This window comes from Bradyrhizobium sp. SZCCHNS3052 (assembly GCF_032484495.1).
Taxonomy (GTDB): Bacteria; Pseudomonadota; Alphaproteobacteria; order Rhizobiales; family Xanthobacteraceae; genus Bradyrhizobium.
Window position 1 is genome coordinate 117,486 of the sequence record NZ_JAUETB010000008.1, and the last position, 19,692, is coordinate 137,177.

General features: G+C 65.5%; 13 protein-coding genes. 5 read left to right on the forward strand and 8 right to left on the reverse strand.

What is annotated here, in order from left to right; translation table 11 throughout:
• Nucleotides 1–41: 41 nt before the first annotated feature.
• The gene (locus tag QX073_RS23300; protein ID WP_315827124.1) at nucleotides 42–1,217 is read right to left on the reverse strand and encodes a VWA domain-containing protein; all 1,176 of its coding nucleotides are present in this window, start codon (nucleotides 1,215–1,217) and stop codon (nucleotides 42–44) included.
• A 115-nt stretch (nucleotides 1,218–1,332) separates the two neighbouring features.
• Between QX073_RS23300 and QX073_RS23305 the strand changes: the two genes are divergently transcribed.
• Together QX073_RS23305 and QX073_RS23310 are read left to right on the forward strand one after the other, a co-directional pair.
• Nucleotides 1,333–1,578 carry a GlsB/YeaQ/YmgE family stress response membrane protein gene (locus QX073_RS23305; protein ID WP_315717851.1) on the forward strand — a complete coding sequence of 82 codons (246 nt, stop codon included), beginning with the start codon at nucleotides 1,333–1,335 and terminating at the stop codon, nucleotides 1,576–1,578.
• 97 nt (nucleotides 1,579–1,675) lie between these two features.
• Nucleotides 1,676–2,518, forward strand: coding sequence for a MoxR family ATPase (locus QX073_RS23310; protein ID WP_315717852.1), 843 nt, complete (start codon nucleotides 1,676–1,678; stop codon nucleotides 2,516–2,518).
• Nucleotides 2,519–2,545: 27 nt separating this feature from the next.
• On the opposite strand, the gene QX073_RS23315 is transcribed toward QX073_RS23310, so the two are convergent.
• The gene (locus QX073_RS23315; RefSeq protein ID WP_315717853.1) at nucleotides 2,546–2,929 is read right to left on the reverse strand and encodes a response regulator; all 384 of its coding nucleotides are present in this window, start codon (nucleotides 2,927–2,929) and stop codon (nucleotides 2,546–2,548) included.
• A complete protein-coding gene (locus QX073_RS23320) occupies nucleotides 2,922–6,614 on the reverse strand; it encodes a PAS domain-containing protein (protein WP_316226431.1) in 3,693 nt (1,230 codons plus the stop codon). The genes QX073_RS23315 and QX073_RS23320 overlap by 8 nt, the downstream gene beginning before the upstream one ends.
• A gap of 233 nt (nucleotides 6,615–6,847) precedes the next feature.
• Here QX073_RS23320 and QX073_RS23325 point away from each other — a divergent pair, with 233 nt between their 5' ends.
• On the forward strand, nucleotides 6,848–8,362 hold the full coding sequence (locus QX073_RS23325; protein ID WP_316226432.1) for an ATP-binding protein: 1,515 nt from the start codon (nucleotides 6,848–6,850) through the stop codon (nucleotides 8,360–8,362).
• Between the two features lie 45 nt (nucleotides 8,363–8,407).
• Here QX073_RS23325 and QX073_RS23330 read toward each other — a convergent pair whose 3' ends face one another.
• A complete protein-coding gene (locus tag QX073_RS23330; protein ID WP_316226433.1) occupies nucleotides 8,408–10,537 on the reverse strand; it encodes a phosphocholine-specific phospholipase C in 2,130 nt (709 codons plus the stop codon).
• Between the two features lie 273 nt (nucleotides 10,538–10,810).
• Between QX073_RS23330 and QX073_RS23335 the strand changes: the two genes are divergently transcribed.
• Entirely contained in the window at nucleotides 10,811–12,403 is a 1,593-nt protein-coding gene (locus tag QX073_RS23335) for an ATP-binding protein (protein WP_316226434.1), read from the forward strand.
• A 91-nt stretch (nucleotides 12,404–12,494) separates the two neighbouring features.
• Here QX073_RS23335 and QX073_RS23340 read toward each other — a convergent pair whose 3' ends face one another.
• On the reverse strand, nucleotides 12,495–13,436 hold the full coding sequence (locus QX073_RS23340) for a transposase (RefSeq protein ID WP_315751903.1): 942 nt from the start codon (nucleotides 13,434–13,436) through the stop codon (nucleotides 12,495–12,497).
• Between the two features lie 893 nt (nucleotides 13,437–14,329).
• Nucleotides 14,330–15,445 (reverse strand): PAS domain S-box protein, encoded by a 1,116-nt coding sequence (locus tag QX073_RS23345; RefSeq protein ID WP_316226435.1) that lies wholly within the window; start codon nucleotides 15,443–15,445, stop codon nucleotides 14,330–14,332.
• Between the two features lie 324 nt (nucleotides 15,446–15,769).
• On the opposite strand from QX073_RS23345, the gene QX073_RS23350 reads away from it, so the two are divergent.
• Nucleotides 15,770–17,449, forward strand: a complete 1,680-nt coding sequence (locus tag QX073_RS23350; protein WP_315718062.1) for a PAS domain-containing methyl-accepting chemotaxis protein — start codon at nucleotides 15,770–15,772, stop codon at nucleotides 17,447–17,449.
• Nucleotides 17,450–17,494: 45 nt separating this feature from the next.
• On the opposite strand, the gene QX073_RS23355 is transcribed toward QX073_RS23350, so the two are convergent.
• On the reverse strand, nucleotides 17,495–18,673 hold the full coding sequence (locus tag QX073_RS23355) for a cytochrome P450 (RefSeq protein WP_316226436.1): 1,179 nt from the start codon (nucleotides 18,671–18,673) through the stop codon (nucleotides 17,495–17,497).
• 89 nt (nucleotides 18,674–18,762) lie between these two features.
• Nucleotides 18,763–19,554, reverse strand: a complete 792-nt coding sequence (locus QX073_RS23360) for a helix-turn-helix transcriptional regulator (protein WP_315718060.1) — start codon at nucleotides 19,552–19,554, stop codon at nucleotides 18,763–18,765.
• Nucleotides 19,555–19,692: the final 138 nt, after the last annotated feature.

Below are 19,692 nucleotides of genomic sequence, written 5' to 3' on the forward strand. Positions count from 1 at the left end.
GTGGTCGGTCAGGACCGAACCGCCCGGAATGACGGGACTGCCTACCGGACCAGCTCCTTCATCGCCGCTTCCAATCCCTCAATCGTGATCGGATACATGCGCTCGGAGAAGATGCGGCGAATGATGGTGGTGGACTCAGAATAGTCCCAGTGCTTCTGCGCCACCGGATTGAGCCACACCGCGTGTGGATAGGTGCGGATGACGCGGTCGAGCCACACCGACCCCGGCTCTTCGTTGACATGCTCGACCGAACCGCCGGGCACCATGATCTCATAAGGCGACATCGAGGCGTCGCCGACGAATACGACCTTGTAGTCGTGCGGGTACTTGTGCAGCACGTCCCAGGTCGGCGTGCGGTCGGTGAAACGCCGCTTGTTCTGCTTCCACACGCCCTCGTAGAGGCAGTTGTGGAAGTAGAAATATTCCATGTGCTTGAATTCGCTCTTGGCGGCCGAGAACAGCTCCTCGACCTGCGCGACGTGGGAATCCATCGAGCCGCCGATGTCGAAGAACACCAGCACCTTCACCGCGTTGCGCCGCTCGGGACGCATGTGCACGTCGAGATAGCCGTGGTTGGCGGTTTCGCGGATCGTGGTGTCCAGATCGAGCTCGTCGGGCGCACCGGTGCGGGCGAACTTGCGCAGCCGGCGCAGCGCCACCTTGATGTTGCGGATGCCGAGCTCGACATTGCCGTCGAGATCCTTGAACTCGCGCCGGTCCCACACCTTCACGGCGCGGTTGTTGCGGTTCTTCTCCTGGCCGATGCGGACGCCTTCGGGGTTGTAGCCATAGGCGCCGAACGGCGAGGTGCCGGCGGTGCCGATCCACTTGTTGCCGCCCTGATGGCGGCCCTTCTGCTCCTCCAGGCGCTTCTTCAAGGTCTCCATGAGCTTGTCCCAGCCCATGGCCTCGATCTCTTTCTTCTCCTCCTCGGTGAGGTATTTCTCGGCCAGCTTCCTCAGCCACTCCTCGGGAATCTCGGCCTTCTCCATCGCGTCGAGCAGGTTCTCCAGCCCCTTGAACACGGTGCCGAATACGCGATCGAACTTGTCGAGATTGCGCTCGTCCTTCACCAGCGCGGTGCGCGAGAGATAGTAGAAGTTCTCGACCGAATGCTCGGCGAGGTCGGCGTCGACGGCCTCCATCAGCGTGAGATATTCACGCAAGGAGACCGGGACCTGCGCATCGCGCAGTGCTGTGAAGAATTGCAGGAACATGCCCATTAGATCGCGCGGCTGGGAGGGCGCGTCAAGGGCCGCTCCACGCCCCACGCTGGACCCGCCGGCATTTTGCTCTACAATCCCTGGAACAACAGGTGGAATGGGGGCTTTGATGGGTATTATTGCAGCACTGATCATCGGCGCCGTCGCGGGCTGGCTGGCGGGGCTGATCGTGCGCGGCGCAGGTTTCGGCCTGATCGGCAACATGGTCATCGGCATCATCGGCGCGCTGGTCGCAAGCTACGTGCTGCCGGCGCTGCACATTGCGCTCGCCAGCGGCACGCTGGGGGCGATCCTGGACGCCACGATCGGCGCCGTCATCGTGCTCGTGATCCTCTCATTGATCAGGCGCGCTTGATTATTTCTGCTTCCGATGGCAGCCATCATCTTAAGGCCGCAGCGGCGCTGCCGCTCTGTAGCCACTCAACACAAGTTCGAACGATGAGCGAGACGCAATGAAATTTACCGGCACCCAGGACTACGTCGCCACCGACGACCTCAAAGTGGCCGTCAATGCGGCGATCGTGCTCGAGCGCCCGCTGCTGGTGAAGGGCGAGCCGGGGACGGGCAAGACCGTGCTGGCCGAGGAAGTCGCCAAGGCCGTCAACGCGCCGCTGCTCACCTGGCACATCAAGTCGACCACCAAGGCGCAGCAGGGCCTTTACGAATACGACGCCGTCTCGCGGCTACGCGACAGCCAGCTCGGCGACTCCAGGGTGTCCGACATCAAGAACTACATCAAGCGCGGCAAGCTGTGGGAGGCCTTCACGGCCGAGCAGCGACCGGTGCTCTTGATCGACGAGATCGACAAGGCCGACATCGAGTTTCCGAACGACCTGCTGCTCGAGCTCGACCGGATGGAATTCCACGTCTACGAGACCAACGAGACCATCAAGGCGAAGCTGCGCCCGATCGTCATCATCACGTCCAACAACGAGAAGGAGTTGCCGGATGCGTTCCTGCGCCGCTGCTTCTTCCACTACATCAAGTTCCCCGATCCGGATACGATGGGCCGCATCGTCGACGTGCACTTCCCGAACATCAAGAAGCGACTGGTCGAGGAGGCCCTGCGCATCTTCTTCGAGGTCCGCGACGTGCCCGGCCTGAAGAAGAAGCCGTCGACCTCCGAGCTGCTCGACTGGCTCAAGCTGCTGCTCAACGAGGACATCGGTCCTGAGCAGCTGCGCGAGCGCGACCCGCGGAAGCTGATCCCGCCGCTGCACGGTGCGCTGCTCAAGAACGAGCAGGACGTCCACCTGTTCGAGCGGCTCGCCTTCCTCAGCCGGCGCGAGGTGTGAGGCGCCCAGCTCCATCCGACCGGCGCGTCATTGCGGCGCCGTCTTCTTGATCAGGCGTCCGAGCGCGCGCATGATCCCATCGACGGCAATCGGCTTCTCGCAGCGGAGGATCTTCGAGAAGCGGTCCGGAATGACCGATTCGTCATAGCCGGTGGTGAAGACGAAGGGCACGCCGCGTTCGACCAGCAGATCGGCAACCGGAAACGCCATGTCGCCGCGCAGATTCACGTCGAGAACGGCGCCTTCGATCCGCCCCTCGCGTTTGATCAAGGCGAGCGCGTCGGGGACGGTTCCGACCGGGCCCAGGATCGTGCCGCCGGCGTCGCCGAAGGCGCAGCGCAGCTCGTCGGCAAGCATGTACTCGTCCTCGACGATGAGGATATGACGGTCGCGAAGCGAGCGTTCAGGCATGATCCTCGAGCTCCAGTGTGGCGAGCGAAACGGGAATCGATATCGTGCAACGGACACCGTCGGATTCGAAGGCGTACGAGGTCCTCGCGCTGAGCTGATAGGGCAAGGCCTGTTCGATCAGCTCGCGCCCCTGCCCCGTGCCGCTGGGCATCGTGTCTGGCGGCGGCATGTCGACGCCGCTTTCGCGCCACTCGATATGCAGCCAGGGCTGTCCCTCCGCGCCTTCGCGCTCGAGCGACCAGACCACGCAGAGCCGGCCCGACGGCTGCGCCAGCGCGCCATACTTGACCGCGTTGGTGGCGAGCTCGTGCAGCGCCATGGCAAGGGTCTGAACGGTCGACGACCGCAGCCTTACGCCGGACGGCCCCGACAGCCCGATGCGCTCCGAACCGCCGGCGACAGCCCACAGCTCGCTACGGATCAGATCGTCGAACGTGACGCGATCATGCTCCTTGAGGCGGGACAGCAGGCCCTGGGCGCGTGACAGCGTATCCAGCCGATCACGGAAGCGAGCTCGAAAATCGCCGAGATCGGTGCTGGCGCGCGCCGTCTTGTCGGCCATCGAGCGGACCACGCCCAGCAGGTTGCGGGTGCGATGCTGCAGTTCGGCCACCAGCACCTTCTGCCGCTCCTCCCATTCACGCCGCTCGGTCACGTCGACCATGGCGCCGGTCATGCGGATCGGTCGTCCCGCGTCGTCATAGAAGAAGCGCCCACGGCCGTAGAGGTAGCGAATTGCGCCGCCCGGATGCACCACGCGAAACTCGCTGACATACTCTTGGTGCGCCTCCATCGCGCGGTGAAGCGCAGCTTCGGCTGCGGGACGATCGTCGGGATGGATGCGTGCCGCCCAGGCCTCGTAGCTCGGAGTCAGTTCGCCAACGCCATAGCCTTCCATGCGGAAGTGCTCGTCCGACCAGTAGACCTCGCCGGTCGCGACGTTCCAGTCCCACAGGCCGAGCCGACCGACCTCGACCGCGCTGCGCAGGCGCTCCTCGCTCTTGCGCAACTCCCGTTCGGCCTTGTTCTGCTCGGAGATGTCGCGCGCCGTCCCGAACCACTCGATGATCTCGCCGTCACGCCCGAGAATGGGGATGGCGCGCGAATGGATCCAACCGAGGCTGCCATCGATCCGGATGACACGGTGCTCCAGCTCGAACATGCTTTTCGTCGCGACCGCCCTGCTGATCGCCGCAGTCACCTGCGCCTGATCGTCCGGATGAATGTATTTCGCGAGCCAGCCTTGGCTCGGGTTCATTGTATCGGCGATGAAGTCCTTGCCCTGCAACTGGCGCATCTCCCGCCAGTCGGGGCTCATGCGATAGATGACGTCGGAACTCGCGGTTACGAAAGCGCGATAGCGCTCCTCGCTGGCGCGCAGCCGCTCCGTCGCTTCGGCACGCAGACGAGCCATCTTGAGATGCGCCTCGACGCGCGCCAGCAGTTCACGCGCACTGAACGGCTTGATGAGATAGTCATCCGCACCGGCCTCCATGCCTTCGACGCGGCTCTCTTCTCCGGCCCGGGCCGACACCAGGATCACCGGAATGGTGCCGACCCGTTCATCGGCGCGCAGCCGCGCAAGCAACTGCATGCCGTCGATGCGCGGCATCATCACATCAGACAGAACGAGGTCGGGCTTGTCGCGGGCGATGGCCGCGAGCGCGGCTTCACCATCGGCGACGGTCTCGACATCGTAGCGCGAGGCGAGCAGGCGGCGGACATAGTCGCGCATATCGGCATTGTCGTCGGCCAGCAGGATACGGGGGCGCGGCCCGGCCCTGTCAGCTGACGGGGTGGTGATGTCGATGTCCGGAACGGCGTGCGCGTCGAGCGTCGGCGGATCCGGCAGCCAGCGCAACGCCTCCTCGATGAAGGGCCGCGCACCGCGAAGGATCGGTTCCTGCGCTGGCGCCGCGTCGACCTGGTCGAACGGCAGATGACTTCGTCCCCTGGGAATCCTGACCGCGAACGTGCTGCCCTGCCCGGCTTCGCTGGTCGCTGCGACGGATCCGCCGTGCAGCTTGGCGAGCTCATGCACCAGCGCGAGCCCGATGCCCGAGCCTTCATGGGTGCGGCCGAACGCGCCGGCGACGCGATGGAAACGCTCGAACAGCCGCGGCAGCTCGTGCTGCGGGATGCCGGTCCCGGTGTCCTTCACGCTCAGTTCGAAATGACGATCGCAGGTGACGAGCCGGACCTCGATGTCGCCCGCAAAGGTGAATTTGAACGCGTTGGACAGCAGGTTGAGGACGATCTTCTCCCACATTTCGGGATCGACATAGGCCGGCTCCGGCAGCGGCGGGCAATCCACCATCAGCCTGAGGCCGGCGGCCTCGATCGCCGAGCGGAAGGTGCTGGCGATCTCCGCGGTCAGGCTCGCGAGGTCGACCGGCGCGTAGACTGCCTGCATCCTGCCGGCCTCGATCCGCGAGAAATCCAGCAGCGTGTTGACCAGCTTGAGCATCCGCAAGGCATTGCGCTCGGCGATCTCCAACCGGTCGCGATCCGCAGGCGGCAAGGCCTGCGACCGCAGCAGGACATCTTCGAGCGGACCGAGCATCAGCGTCAGCGGCGTACGGAATTCGTGGCTGACATTGGTGAAGAACGCGGTCTTGGCCCGATCGATCTCGGCGAGCGCCTCTGCGCGGCGCCGCTCCTGTTCATAGGCCAGCGTCTCCGCAAAGGAGCTGCCGAGCTGAGCGGCCATCAGATCGAAGAAGCCCTGGTGCTCGGCATCGAGGGCGCGGCGCGGATTGACGCCACAGATCAGGATCGCCGTCGCCTGCTCCCGGCCCGTCGCAACCGGCAGCACCAGCGCCAGCTGTGGCGGCTCGGGCCATGCGCCGGTCGGCACGCCGGCAAATTTCCCACGATCCAGCACGACGCGAATCGGCGCCACCGCGCGCGCCGCCGCCCGGATCGGCCACAGCCCGTCACAGTCGAGGGCAATCTGCGCCGGCGCGATTGCACTGTCCGGGTGCCCCCCCGCGGCGCTCAACAACCGTGCCGATCGCTGATCCTCGCTGAGTTGGTAGATCAGCGCAAACGGGACATCATGCGGATTCTCGGCGAGGACGTCGGTGGCTTCGCGACAAGCATGCGCCAGACTGTCGGCACGGCCGCGCGCGGCGAGATCGCGCAAGGTCCGCATACGGCGCTCGCCTACGACCCGGGCCGTCGTCTCGATGACGGGGGTGAAGACGCCGCCGACGCCGCCGGTCTCATCGCGAATCGGCGAATAGGAGAACGAAAAATAGGTCTCCTCCAGGTAGCCGTGGCGGTCGATGAACAGCGGCATGTCGCGTGAGCGGGTCGCTTCGCCAAGCCTAACGACGTGCCGCAGCATCGGGCCGATGACCTCCCAGATCTCGGACCATACCGCGCGCCCTGGCGCCCCCAGCGCCGCGGGATGCTTCTGCGAGCCGAGGATTAGGCGATACTCGTCATTGTAGAGCATGACGAGCTCCGGGCCCCACCAGATCAGGATCGGGAACGCGCAGTCCAGGCAGGTGCTGATCGAAGTGCGCAAGGACTGAGGCCAGCTCTCGGGCGGCCCCAACGGCGTCCGCGACCAATCATGGATGCGCATGAGCGCCCCCATCTCCCCGCCCCCCTGCAGGAAGTCGGCTCCGCGCGCGAACGCCTTGAACGTCGCGTGACCGGCATCCGAATGCTCGTTCACTTCTGGCCCCTTTTTCGCCGCACAGTACCGTCAAATGCGCGCGGGCGCCAAGCACCGGCCCTCACGGCAAGAGGCGCGTCGACAGGGAACTGGGCAGCCCGCGATCGGGTTCCATCTGCGAACCATCCACAGCCCATCCCGCAATCTGGGACAGTCCATTGCAAACGCTCGACGTGCGCGCCCGCGCTTGTTAAGCGCCAGCCTCTGCGTGAAGCGGGCTTGAGTCGGGGCACATGACGGTTGCAATCGAGATGGGGCAGACGGCGGCGGGATCGCCTGCGGCCCTGGACCTCGAGGAACTGCTGGCGACCCGGCTCCTGGTGCAGGGCAATTCCGGCTCCGGCAAGTCGCATCTCCTGCGTCGCCTGCTGGAGCAGAGCGCGCCCTGGGTGCAGCAGACGATCATCGATCCGGAGGGCGACTTCGTCACGCTGGCTGAGCGATTCGGCCATCTCGTGATCGCGGCCGAGGACCACACCGAGCGCGCGCTGCAGGTCGCCGGCGAACGGGCGCGGATGCATCGCGTCTCGACGGTGCTCAACCTCGAAGGCCTCGACGCCGAGAATCAGATGCGGCGCGCGGCCGCCTTTCTCAACGGCCTGTTCGAGATCTCCCGCGACCACTGGTACCCGATGCTGGTCGTGGTCGACGAAGCTCAGCTGTTCGCACCGGCCGTCGCGGGCGAAGTCTCCGACGAGGCCCGCAAGGCCTCGCTCGGCGCGATGACCAACCTGATGTGTCGCGGCCGCAAGCGCGGGCTGGCGGGCGTGATCGCGACGCAGCGGCTGGCGAAGCTCGCCAAGAATGTCGCGGCCGAGGCCTCGAATTTCCTGATGGGCCGCACCTTCCTCGACATCGACATGGCCCGCGCCGCCGACCTGCTCGGCATGGAGCGGCGCCAGGCCGAGGCGTTCCGCGACCTTGAGCGCGGCCAGTTCATGGCCTTGGGCCCCGCGCTGTCGCGCCGGCCGCTCGGCCTGCGCATCGGCCCGACCGACACCAAGCCGCGCAACGCGACGCCGCGGCTGATGCCGCTGCCGGAGGCCTCGCTTGAGGACGCCCGCGCGGTGATTCTCGCCGCACCGCCGCCCGAGACCAACGCGCGGCCGCAGCGCAAGCCGCAACCGGAGCTGCTCGACCAGCTCATGGCGGCGAAGTCCGCCGCGCTCGAGCTGCGCCCCGAACCGCCAGCACCCGCCGTCAGCGAGGAGGAGCTCGCCGAACGCAAAGCCCGCGTCGAGCGTGTGCTGCGCGCGGTCTTGGCCGAGCCCGACGCCGGCTTCCGCGCCGTCGGCGTGCTCTACCAGGAATTCGTCGTCCGCTGCCGCATCGAGGGGCTGGGCACGGCCGTGCCCGACCTCAACGAGTTCCGCCGCATGCTGACCCGCGCCCGCGCCGGGCTCGGCGGCGACGAGACGGCCGACGATGCCGGCTGGCAGGACGTCACGCTGCGCGCCTCGCTGCTGCCTGAGGACATGCAGGGCGTGTTCATGATGATCGCCCGCGCCGCCAAGGACGGCCGCCCCTGCCCGAGCGATGCGGCGATCGCCCGCGCCTATGGCTCGCATTCGCTGCGCCGGGCGCAGCGCCTGCTGACCTATATCGAGGACCAGGGGCTCATCGTGTGCCAGCTCGACGGCGCCGGCCGCCGCATCGTCACCCTGGTCGAACTTGCCTGGGCGACGGCGCCCGGCGATCCCAATGCCGACGACGCAGCACCCGAAGGTCTCGTCTCCTCGTCATCTTGAGGATGCGCCCAAATCGCTCCGGGCGCATCCCGATATCGTTCGCGATCAGGTCGCGGCGATCCTGCCCATCGCCGGGTCGCTGATGCTGGGCCGGCCGTTCTCGACGTGACCAGCGAGCTGCCAGTTGAAGTTGGCATCGCTGTCCGTCGTGACCGTCAGGTCGTACCAGCCATGGGTCTGCTGCAGGCGAACCCGCGTCTCCAGCCGCTGGCCACGCTGCAGGCGGTGCCGCTCGCTGCGTCCCGTATAGTTGTCGGCCAGTGTCACGACACAGCTCGCCCCCTTGTTGGTGAGCGCGATCGCAAGGCTGCGCGAATCGTCGTCATCATCCCAATCACAGAGATGGACCGTATCGACGTCGACCAGCGCGGCGGTGGTGGCGACGCCGCCCTTGAAGTGGCGGAAGAAGCCGTTCGGGCCGTACACCGACAGATCGTACTGGCCGGCGCTGGCCGCGAGGTCCCACACGCCGTGCAGCGATTTCCCGGCTTCGACGGTGTAGCTCCACGGACCGGTCGCGGTGTTGCCGGAGCGGACGTGGAAGCAGGCGCCCGCCTGCCCCGGATTGGCGAAGCGGATCGCGAACGTCTTGTGCGCAGCATCGGCGTCGCCATCGACCCTGAGATCGTAGGGCAGCGGGCGCGCCGGGCGAATGCCCGGCTCCTGCTGCGGCAACGCCTGCTTGGCCGGCGGCACCGGATGATAGTCGTCGAAGCGGGCACCGGAGGTGATGTCGGCGGCCGGCGGCTTGTAGCCGGCCGTGCTCGGCAGCGGCGCCATGCCTTCGTTGGGCGAAGTGAAGTTGAACGCCGAGGTGAGATCGCCGCACACCGCGCGCCGCCACGCCGGGATGTTGCTCTCGAACAGATCGGGCGCCTTGTGATGGAAGCGGCGCTCGATGAAGCGGATCACAGACGTGTGGTCGAACACTTCCGAGCACACGAAGCCGCCGCGCGACCACGGCGACACCACCAGCATCGGCACGCGGACGCCTAGTCCGTAGGGGCCGGCAACGTGGCTTCCGTCGCCAGCGAAGAGGTCCGTGCTCACATCGACGGTCGACTGGCCCCATGCCTGCGACATCGCCGGATACGGGCCGACGACATGGTCGAAGAATCCGCCGCCCTCGTCGTAGTTGATGATCAGCGCGGTCTTGCTCCACAGCTCCGGGTTCGCCGTCAGGATGTCGAGCACCTTGGAGATGTACCAGGCGCCCGGCCCGGGCAGCCAGTTCGGATGCTCGCTGAACGCCTCCGGTGCTGCGATCCACGACACCTGCGGCAGGGTGCCGTTGCGGACGTCGTTGCGCAGCCCGTCGAACAGATTCTCGAACGTGCCGCCATTGGCGATGTTGCTGCCGCGCAGCGCCTTCTCGTATAGCGGGCTGCCTGCTTGCGAATTCTGATACTGGTGGAAATACAGCAGCGAGTTGTCGCCGTAATTGCCGATCCACGGATTCTGGGTCCAACCCCAGGAGCCTTCCGCCGTCAGGCCGAGACCGATGTCCTGGTAGACCTTCCAGGAGATGCCGGCCTTCTCCAGCCGCTCCGGAAACGTGGTCCAGTCGTAGCCGGCTTCCGCATTGGTGATGACCGGGCCGCCGCCCTTGCCGTCGTTGCCGTCCCAACCGGTCCACAAGTAGTAGCGATTCGGATCGGTCGGGCCCATCACCGAGCAGAAATAGGAATCGCACACCGTGAAGGCGTCGGCCAGCGCATAGTGCCAGGGCAGATCCTGCCGGTTCAAGCAGGTCATGGTCGTGGTGCCCTTGTTGGCGATCCACTTGTCGTAGTTGCCGTTGTTCCAGGCCTTCTGGCCGTCGTTCCAGCCATGGGCGACGTCCTCGACATAGACCTGGCCGGCATTGTCGACGCGGAACGGCATCACTGCCCCCGCGCCGTTCGGCTGCTGCCACACCGGATTGCCATTCGGCAGCTTCACGGCGCGCGGATCGTTGAAGCCGCGGACGCCACGCATCGCGCCGAAATAATGATCGAAGGCGCGGTTCTCCTGCATCAGCACCACGATGTGCTTGACGTCCTCGATGCTGCCGTGGCGGTTGAACGCCGGAATGGCATGCGCGCGCTCGATGCTCTGGCCGAGGGCGGCGGTCGCAGCCGACGCTCCGAGCAGCCGCAGGAACTCGCGCCGGTTGTGCGCGATCGTGTTCGACATCTCGTTCATTCCCCATGGTGATGACGGTGTCGAGCGGCTTAGGTCGGCGCGTTAACAACCGCGTGACCGGGCGGTAAAGGATGTGTGGCAGGCTTTTGACGCCGCGCGGCGGAGCGGCATTCGCGGCGAGGGCGCCCTGCCGCGATGCGCGTCGAAGCCGCCATTGCCCTTGCGCCGGAGACGAAAAGCTGAATGATCCGTTCGGGTTGCGACGACGACAGGCCGGGCCGCCCCCGGATTTTGGCGCGTTGCGTTGTTGAGGATGATTTGCATATGCCGACGTTGACGGTGCAAGCGGCGGGTCTGCAGGGAGCGTCGGTATGGGCATGGCTGCAGGTCGTATCCAACGGACTGATCGCCAGCGCCTTCTTCACCATCGCCTTCGTCGTCGGCACGTTCCTGCGGCGGCGCTGGCGCGACGTCATGTTCCGCGGAATCGTCGGGGCGCTTGCGACCTTCGTGGCCGTCGTCGGGGTCACCCGCCTGCTTGCGATCGTCGATCTCTGGGTACCGACCTCGACCATCACGGACGTCATCAACGTCTTTCTCGGCGTCACCTCGATCGGAATCATCGTCATCATGATCAAGATGCTGCCGCAGCTTCTGGTGCTGCCGACGCGCATCACCTTGCAGAAGGCCTATGCGCAGCTCGAGGAGGAGATCCGGCAGCGCCGCGCCGCGGAAGCGATGGTGCGGCGATTCCAGGAAATCGAGGCCAACGAGGCCCAGGTCCGTCAGGCGCAGAAGATGGAGGCGATCGGCCAGCTCACCGGCGGCGTCGCGCACGACTTCAACAACATCCTGACCGTCATCACCGGGACGATCGAGATCCTTGCCGATGCGGTCAAGGACAAGCCCCAGCTCGCAGGCATCGCCGGCATGATCAGCGCCGCCGCCGAGCGCGGCGCCGATCTGACCCGGCACCTGCTCGCCTTCTCGCGCCGCCAGCCGCTGCAGCCGCGCGCCACCGACATCAATGCGCTCATCGTCGAGGCCGGCCGTCTGCTGCGGCCGACGCTCGGCGAGCAGATCGAGATCGAATCGATGCTGGCCCATGACAGCGCGCCGGCGCTGATCGATCCGAGCCAATTGTCGACCGCGATCCTCAACCTCGCGCTCAATGCGCGCGACGCGATGCCGGACGGCGGCAAGCTGACCCTGGAGACCAAGAACGTCACGCTCGACGAGCACTACGCGCAACTGAACCGCGACGCCAAGCCCGGAAGCTACGTCATGATCGCGGTCAGCGACACCGGCCAGGGCATTCCGGCTCCACTGCTCGACAAGGTGTTCGAGCCGTTCTTCACCACCAAGGACGTCGGCAAGGGATCGGGCCTCGGGCTGAGCATGGTCTACGGCTTCGTCAAGCAATCGAACGGCCACGTCAAGATCTACAGCGAGGAAGGCCACGGCACGACGGTCAAGCTCTATCTGCCGCGCGCCGCCGGACTGCCGGAGACGCCGGCCGCAGAGCCCGGCCGGCCGGCGGTCGCGCGCGGCGACGAGACCATCCTGATCGTCGAGGACGATGCGCTGGTGCGCGACTACGTCGTGGCTCAGGTGCGCCGTCTCGGCTATCGCACGCTGTCGGCCAGCAATGCCGCCGATGGGCTGACAATCATCGACAGCCAGGAACGCATCGACCTGCTGTTCACCGACGTCATCATTCCCGGCGGCATGAACGGCCGGCAGCTCGCCATCGAGGCCGAGAAGCGCCGCCCCGGACTGAAGGTGCTCTACACATCTGGCTACACCGAGAACGCGATCGTGCATCATGGCCGGCTCGATGCCGACGTGCTGCTGCTGGCAAAGCCGTATGTCAGCGCCGATCTCGCGCGCATGATCAGGACGGCGCTGGAAGCGTAAGGCGAACCGCGATGGTGGCGCCGGTCGATGTCTCGTTTGCCAGAGCTCGCGCGTCACGACCGGTGTCGTCCCGGCCTTGCGCCGGCAACTGTTATGTTGATGGAGTGATCGCATAAGGTTTTCGGTCGCGCATCATGGCATTCAGGATGGTTAGAAGCTTCCTGGCGACGGCGATGAGGGCGAGCTTGGCGGGTTTACCGGCTTGGCGCAGACGGTTGTAAAAGATCTTGAAGCGATCGGCGCGGCGGACGGCGTTGAGGGCGGCCATGTAGAGGGCGTCGCGGACACGCTTCCGGCCGCCGCCGATCTTGCGCTTGCCACGATACGCCCCGCTATCGCGATTGAAGGGAGCCAGGCCCGCAAGAGCGGCTACCTCCTTTGGCCCGAGATGGCCGAGTTCCGGCATCTGGGTGATGAGTTGCATGCAGGCGACGGGTCCCACACCGGGCACGGAGCGCATCAGCTGTGCCTGCTCCGCAAGCACCGGCTCGGCTTTGATGAGCGCGTTGATCTCGGCCTCGATCTCGACGATCTCGTCATTGAGGACCTCGATCAGGCGGCTGATGCGTTCGGCCATGGCGCGGTCCTCGGCCTCGCTGCGGCGGTTCTTTTCCTGGGCGCGCATGGCAACCAGTTGATCCCGCCGTTTTGCAAGCCTGGCGAGGGCGCTTTGGGCAGGCGTCATGGCCTGCTCGGTGGCTGGCTGCATGGCGCGCCCAAAGGCTGCCAGCGTTCGCGCGTCGATCGGATCGGTCTTGGCGAGTTGGCCGCTGGCGCGGGCGAAATCGCGAGCTCGAGCCGGGTTGATCCGCGCAAAGCGGATGCCCGCCCGACGCAGGGCCTCGCGCAGTTCGAGGTCGTAGACACCCGTGGCCTCAAAGACCACCAGAACATCGCATCCCCAACGCGCCACCAGCTGTGTGATGGCCTGTGGCCCGTTGGCGATGCGCTCCGGCGCCCCCACGGCTTCATCAAAAATATCGAGATAGGGTTTGCAAACGTCGATTCCGACGCAACGAAAAGGTACGATCACGGTGCCTGTCCCTGTGATGCGAGGTCTGTTGGCGCAGCCTCGTGCAACTGTTCAGGTTGATAAATGGAACGGGCGGGAGACCGAGCCGGCTCACGGCGTCTAGCGCCAAGGACCCAACGGCTTCCCGCCCACCATCATCATGGCAGACTTTCCAGACACAGGGACCCATGGCCACCGGCCATGGTGGCGAAGCGAAATCGATCCACCAGCGTGCCTCACACAAATTCCTGGGGTTATGGGTCCCGGCGCAAGGCCGGGACGACGGCTGAGGTTGCGGTTGGCGCCTTCCATCACACTGTGCCCGAGACATCCCATAAGACACGACGCCGCCTTCCCGCCGCCCATGAGGCCCAGGTGATGCGGCAATCATGCCCCTCCTGAACAACGAGAGGGCGCGAGGAAGGCCGGACCTCGGCTGAGGCCCGTGGCCCGCCTGCTCAAAAGAATGCAGGCGGCAGGTACCACAGGTACAGCCGGACAGACCCGGCCTTCCCCGCGCAACGGTTTTAACGGTGTCCTTCGTGCTCTCCCTGGGGATCGGCTCTCTTGCCCCCATCGCCCGCGCGTGCCGTCAAGCAACGACCACGGACTTGACCTCAGCGTCGAGAGGCCAGGACCACACGACTTCGCCGTCCGTGCCGCCTGCGCTCGTCTGGCACAGCCGTCACGTCCATCGCAGCCCACCTCCACGTTCGTGACGACGCGTACGTCCCTCTGCTCGAGGCGGGATGGGCAAGACCATCGGTCTGATTTGCCCGACGACGCAAGCCGGCGCGGCTGCGGCAAACTAACCCGACGGGCATTTCGCGCATACGAAGCATGCGGAGATTGCCCGTCGGGCACATCTGGCCGGTGCTCCATCCAGACGTGATGCCGTGAAGGTCGGCTGACGATCAGCGGGCGGACGGAGCAGCGGCGGCTTCACCCCGCGCCGCCGGCGGCAATGACGCCTGCCTCAGACTTTCCGACGGCGTCTCACCATAGATCTTTCGATACTCCCTGGCGAAATGCCCCGGATTGCTGAAGCCACATCGCAGGGCGATCGACGTCACCGTGTCACCCGCTTTCGCATCATACAGCATGCGGTGCGCATGTTGGATTCGCGTCAGCTTGATCTTCTCGGCCAAGGACACACCACTCTTCGCGAAGTACTGATAGACCGTGCGGGGGCTGACGCCGTAGCGAACCGCGAGTTGCTGGATCGATATCTTCTGATCCCAGTTCGTCTCAATGTGTTCCAGGATCCTGCGAATGGACTCCGGCACCTGGCTATCGCGATCGAGATGATCCGCGGTGACGTCGATCGTCGCGCCGACGAGATGGGTTCGTCCGTCGGACGGGCTGTAGACGGAGGTCGCCATGCCACGGACCCAGCGCACCGCACCGGCTTTGCCAAGCACCCGGTAGTCGCGCGTGTAGCCGGTTCGCTTCATGATCGCACGACGGATGACCTGCTCGAGCCCGTTCCGATCCTCGGGATGCACGTGGCACAACATGTCGCGCAGCGACGATGGCGACGCCGGCGGAAAATCTCCCTTGGACTCGTCTGCATCGACGATCAGGTTGAACGTCGACAGCCCAGCGAGCTTCTCCGCGGCTGCAAGCTGTTCTTCCAGGATCCTGGTTGTCGTGATGTCCTCGACCACGGCGCAGAACCACTTCAGGCGGCCCCTGGCGTCCCTGACCGGATTGACGGTCACGCGTCCCCACACGACGCTTCCGTCCGGCTGGAGATAGCGCTTGTCGAGCTGATAGGTCGCGATCTCGCCTGCAAGCAGCTTGTCGTGCTGCAGCCGATTGCGCTCCCGGTCCTCTGGATGCGTCAGATCGACAAAGGTCAGCCCACCGGTCTTGAGCTGCTCCAGCGTGTATCCGACGATCCGGCAGCATTCGGCGTTCGCAAACCGGATATGTCCCGTTGCACTGTCGACGATCGAGATGCCGATGCCGAGGCTGTCGAGAAACACCCTCGGCACCGCGATGACTTCGGCAATGTCCTTCTCTGGCATGTCGAAGCCGATACCATCCAATCTGGTTGGAGCCTAGCGCCGAGGATCATGTCGATCGTGATCTAAGGCAATCCCGGCCCTGCGACACTTGAACACGCCCCGCAGATTCACGGCCATTCCTGCACAATCAGAACATCTCTGCAGATTGCTGCCTAACCGAATCTTACTGACGAGCTGTTAGATTGAATAAAGCCCCCGGGAATTTACGGGAATCATCGAGTTCAGGAATGATCGCAGTCAGCGCCGTCTCTGGATCACAGCAACTACCGCGTGATCACGAGGATGTGCACATCGCTGGCGTGATCGTTTGCACAGGAGACCATCATGTTTGGCCGCAAGAACAACGCCGCATCCCTGGCCGCCCTGGCCGCAAACGCGATCACCGCGAAGGTGATGGTCGCTGACGACAAGCTCAACATCGTCTACATGAACGAGGCGGTACGGGCGCTGATGCGTGAGGCGGAGGCCGATCTCAAGACGCAGTTGCCGAACTTCCGCGTCGACGGCCTCATCGGCACCAACATCGACGTCTTCCACAAGGACCCGACCCACCAGCGCCGCATGCTGCAGGCCCTCGCCTCCGAGCACCGGGCCACCATCAAGATCGGCAAGTGGACGTTCGATCTGATCGCGCAGCCCTTGAAGCACCCGGACGGAAGCCGCGCCGGAACGGTCGTCGAGTGGTCCGACGCCAGCGTGCGGCTGCAGAACCTCGACTACAGCGCTCAGGTCGCGGCCATCGGCCGATCACAGGCCGTGATCGAATTCAACCTGGACGGCACCATCGTCACCGCCAACGACAATTTTCTGAATGCGCTGGGCTACAGCCTTCCGGAGATCCAGGGCAAACATCACAGCATGTTCGTTTCGCCGGAGGAGCGCAACAGTGCCGCCTATCGCGAGTTCTGGGCCGCCCTGAACCGCGGCGAATATCAGGCCGCGGAATACAAGCGAATCGGAAAGGGCGGCAAGGAGGTATGGATTCAGGCGTCCTATAATCCGGTGTTCGATCAGAACGGAAAGCCCTTCAAGGTCGTCAAGTTCGCCACCGACGTGACCGCTCAGAAGCTTCGGAATGCCGATCTCGCCGGACAGATCGCCGCCATCAGCAAATCGCAGGCCGTGATCGAGTTCGAACTGGACGGCACCATCATCGACGCCAACAACAATTTCCTGCAGGCGCTCGGCTATACGCTGTCCGAGATCAAGGGCCGCCATCATTCGATGTTCGTCGATCCGTCAGAGCGCGACGGTGCGGCCTACCGCAACTTCTGGGCCGCCCTGAACCGCGGCGAATATCAGACCGCGGAATACAAGCGGATCGGAAAGGGCGGTCGCGAGGTCTGGATTCAGGCCTCCTACAATCCAATCCTCGACCTCAACGGCAAGCCGTTCAAGGTCGTGAAATACGCCACCGACGTCACCAAGCAAGTGCTGGTGCGGATGGGCAATGAGCGAGTCCGCGGCATGATGGAGTCCGTCGCCGCGGGTGCCGAGGAATTGAACGCCTCGGTGCGCGAGATTTCCGAGGCCATGACGAAGTCCCGCGAGACCGCGATGGGGGCGGCTGACCGGGTCGCCTCCGCCGATTCGCAGGCCAAGCGCCTGAGCGAGGCGACGCAGGCGATGAGCGGCATCGTCGAGCTGATCGGCAACATCACCGGGCAGATCAACCTGCTGGCACTCAATGCCACGATCGAATCGGCGCGCGCCGGCGATGCCGGCCGCGGCTTTGCCGTGGTCGCGTCGGAGGTCAAGAATCTCGCCACGCAGGCCAAGGCCGCCACCGACAAGATCGGCGCGGAGATCGCCGGACTGAACGGGATCTCCAGCGAGGTCGTGAATGCGCTGAACGCGATCAAGGTCGAGATCCAGAACGTCAGCGAATACGTCACCTCGACCGCCGCCGCCGTCGAGGAGCAGAGCACGGTCACCGGCGAGATGTCGTCCAGCATGCAGCGCGCAGCCGCAGAGGCGCAGGCGATCGCAGCAGGCAGGGCGTAGAGGCCGCCTGAGCACGGCGCCCCCCCGCAAGGGCCGCGGCGAGGATCAATCCTGCGTCGCGTCCCAGGTCACCGGCAGATTGAGCAGGCCGCGAAAGGCCCAGCCGCCGATGCGCACCGGCTCGGTGTCACGCAGGCGCAGGTTCTTGAGCCGCGCGAACAGCGTCGGGAGCGCGACGTCGGCGATCATCGCGCGCGAGGCCCAGGCGCCCGCACAGAAATGCGGGCCTGCGCCGAAGGCGATGCTCTTGGAGACGTCGCGGCGGATGTCGAAGCGATCGGGGTCGGTGAAATGCGCCTCGTCGCGATTGGCCGAGCCGAACATCAGGAACACGCGCTCCTCCGGTTCGAAGGCGACGTCGCGAATCGTCCAGGGCTTGGCGATGCGCCGGGGCGACATGCCGATCGGCGAGATCCAGCGGGCATATTCCTCGAACACCTGGAGCCAGCGCACCTCGCCATGGATGGCCAGCGCGAGCTGCTCGGGATGCGTCAAAAGCGCCCACACCGTGCCGGCGATCGCGTCGCGCGGTTCGTTCTGGCCGCCCGAGATGGCGAGCTTGATGTTGGCGCGGATGCTCTCCATCGGCATTTGCGTGGCGAGCATCACGCCAAGCAGGCTCTGGTTCGGGGTCTTCTCCAGCACCGGCAGCATGTCGTCGATGGCAGCGTCGATGCCTGATGTCGCGGCGTTGCAACGCGCCTCGACCGCGGGATCCCCGGTGTAGTTGGCGATGCCGTCGATCATTGCCTGCGACCACGCATTCATGTCCTGGAAGCGCATGTTGGTGAGGCCGGTGATCAGCTTCAGGCACTCGGCCGAGAACGGCAGCGCGAAATCGCCGACGAGATCGACATCCCTCGCCGGGTCGAGCGCATCGAGCAGCCGGTCGGCGTGGGCCTGGAACTGCGCCAGCCAGTGCACGCGCACGGCGCGCGGCGACACCGCCGGCGCGATCGCCTGGCGCTCGGCCATATGCGCCGCGCCGTCCTTGCGCATCATGTTGTGGCCCATCAGCCGGTTCATCAGGCCCTGCGGCTGATGTGAGCTGAAGACGTCGATCTGCTTCTCGGAGACAAAGATGTCGTCGCGACGGCACAACAGCGTGCTGCCGAGCTGCGGCACGAAGGCGATCGGCGTCTCCTGGCGCATGCGAGCCAGCGCCGGATAGGGATCGGCCCAGAACGCGGCGGTATCGATGTCGAAATGCGGTGCTGTGCTCACTCTCGGTCTCCGGTTCTGACGGCGCAGGCTAGCCGCACGCTCCGGCAACGTCTGTCCCGGCGATGGGTGACAGCGGGCGAGCCCCTCGCTCAGTTCAGCGGCCGCGGTGTCGTCATCAGGCGGAGGGCGATCGCGAACAGCTCGTTCTGCGAGGCGATGCCGAGCTTCTCATAGGCGCGCTTGCGATAGGTGAAGACGGAGTTGAGGGCGATGCCGAGAGCCCCGGCGATCGCCTCGGAGGTGAAGCCTTCGAGGATGCGACGGCAGACGTCCTTCTCCCGCGCGGTGAGGACCGACAGCGGTCCGCCGGCGGCGAACAACGAAGCAAATCTGTCGGCCGGATCCATCGCGGCAGCGCGATCCTGGCAATGACGCGCGACGATGGCCCCCACGATCGGGGCGACCGCGGCGATGCGCTGGCGCTCGTGGGGCGCAAAACCGCCTTGGGCAGCAGTGCGATAGAAGTTCACGTAGGTGCAGTGCTCGCCGACCCAGATCGCGGTGGCGGCCTTGTCGACGATCTCGGAGTCCTCGAAGAACAGCTTCCGGTAGCCCTTCGGGTACATGCGGCGCGCGAAGTTCGGCAGCAGGATGTGGCGCGCCTCCGCGCGCTCGCGAAAGATCGTATCCCGGTTCGGATCGGCGATGTGGAAGTGCTCCGAATAGGCCGCGCCGAGGTCGGGCCCGATCGCGATGTTCCCCGTGCTGAGCAGGCAGCGCGCCGAGCGCTGGTCCTCGAAGGCGAACACCATGCAGTGGCCGACATCGGCAACGATGCGCAACGTCTCGATCAGGACTTGCGGAAATGCGGGCTGTCCGATCGCGAGCACCATCGCGCCGACGGCACCGGCCGCCTCGATGCCAGGCTCCTGAGCCTCCATGCGTTCCTCCCGGATCTCTTTGTTCGCCGAAACCTAGCAGCAACCCGCCCTGGCTGGAAGCGCCGCGCCCTGCGTCACCAACCACGGGGACAGACACGAGGCCGCCGGTCCGGCTACGCTCATCGGCCAAAGTCTCGG